This window comes from Bartonella queenslandensis AUST/NH15, from assembly GCF_000312585.1.
GTDB classification, from domain to species: domain Bacteria; phylum Pseudomonadota; class Alphaproteobacteria; order Rhizobiales; family Rhizobiaceae; genus Bartonella; species Bartonella queenslandensis_A.
On record NZ_HE997975.1, the window covers coordinates 10,048 to 11,514 of the forward strand.

Genomic DNA, 1,467 nt, shown 5'->3' on the forward strand with positions numbered 1-1,467 from the left:
CACCCGCACCATAGGCTTGATAAAGCGGTTTCCCTTCCATATCAATTTCACCACGGTCAAATTGTGCCTTTTTATCTTTATCACCTATAATTTCATAAGCCTGATTAATTTCAGCAAACTTTTCTTTAGCCTTTGCATCATCTTTATTGTGGTCTGGATGATACTTCTTTGCTAATTTTCTAAATGCTGATTTAATCTCTTGTGATTTTGCGGTACGTGCCACACCCAGAATCGTGTAGGGATCACGCATATTGTCCTCTTTTCAATTTTTTCGTTTCCAAAATATTAACGGATATGTTGCTCAATATTTCTCACAGCTTCATCAATCTATTCTAGAGAATAACTTCTTCTTTTCTTTATATGTCTATCAAGAAACTAAAATACCAGATAAAATGGGATATTTATTTAATATAGCGCATTGTCGTCTATGCTAAAGACAAAAATAACAAAACCACCATAAAAATACGCATTAAAAATATATGAAAGCATTGGCTTTTTGAAAATAAGAAAAAATGATACTTTACTTTTGAATGAAAAAGTAAATGAGAAAATGTTCATGCTCACTGACATTTGGAGACATTATGAGCGATAAAATACCAACAGACGATCATTTTATGCGAATGCAAAAACCTTTTGAACTTTTTGCACAATGGCTTGAAGAGGCAACGATAAGCGAAATAAATGATCCAAATGCTATGGCACTTGCAACAGTTGACGAAACAGGCCTCCCTAATGTTCGTATGGTTCTCCTTAAAGAGTATAATCCTCAAGGATTCGTCTTCTATACCAATTATGAAAGCTGTAAAGGACAAGAAATTTTAAAATCAATGAAAGCATCCTTAGGGTTTCATTGGAAGTCGCTCCGTCGTCAGGTTAGAATAAGAGGAATTGTTGAAAAAGTCAGTCCCCAGGAAGCCGATGCCTATTTCCAATCGCGCCCCCGTGGGAGTCGAATTGGTGCATGGGCATCTAAACAATCTCAACCATTAGAAAATCGTTTTGTGCTCGAAAAAGCAATTGCTCAATATACCGCGCGTTATGCTCTAGGCAATATTCCACGACCACCTTATTGGTCTGGTTTTCGTGTTAAACCCCTTTCTATAGAGTTCTGGTGTGATCGCCCATTTCGTTTACATGATCGTCTGCTTTTTACACGTGATTGTGTTGAACACAACAATTGGAAAAGACAAAAACTTTACCCCTAATCCTTTAAGCTTCATTGTTCTGAAGTTTTTCCTAACGGCTAAATGATTATTCTCTATTTGCAAAATCCTAAAAGGAGATGATTTATTTCGCTTTAAAGAAGAATTTCATTTTTACAGTAAATGTTGTTTGATAATATTCTCTATCGCTTAAAAGTCGATGAGCAACAAGCCTATTGAAGAGGAAATGCTGTATTCAGAAAAAACTATGATTTTACTTTTGTAATTTCTGATAAGGAAAGCTGTAATACTTAAATGAAGCCTA

At 35.3% G+C, this 1,467-nt stretch carries 2 protein-coding genes; one reads left to right on the forward strand and one right to left on the reverse strand.

All coding sequences use genetic code 11. The features are described from left to right. Positions 1 to 250, reverse strand: a 250-nt coding sequence (locus BN338_RS00325) for a DnaJ domain-containing protein (protein WP_039757976.1), incomplete at its 3' end; no start/stop codon positions are given. A gap of 331 nt (positions 251 to 581) precedes the next feature. Here BN338_RS00325 and pdxH point away from each other — a divergent pair. Beyond that, the gene (gene pdxH / locus BN338_RS00330; protein ID WP_039757977.1) at positions 582 to 1,205 is read left to right on the forward strand and encodes a pyridoxamine 5'-phosphate oxidase; all 624 of its coding nucleotides are present in this window, start codon (positions 582 to 584) and stop codon (positions 1,203 to 1,205) included. The last annotated feature ends 262 nt before the right edge of the window (positions 1,206 to 1,467 follow it).

Coding starts and splice junctions, on each gene's coding strand:
- pdxH (WP_039757977.1), top strand. CDS start 582: ATGAGCGATAAAATACCAACAGACGATCATTTTATGCGAATGCAAAAA.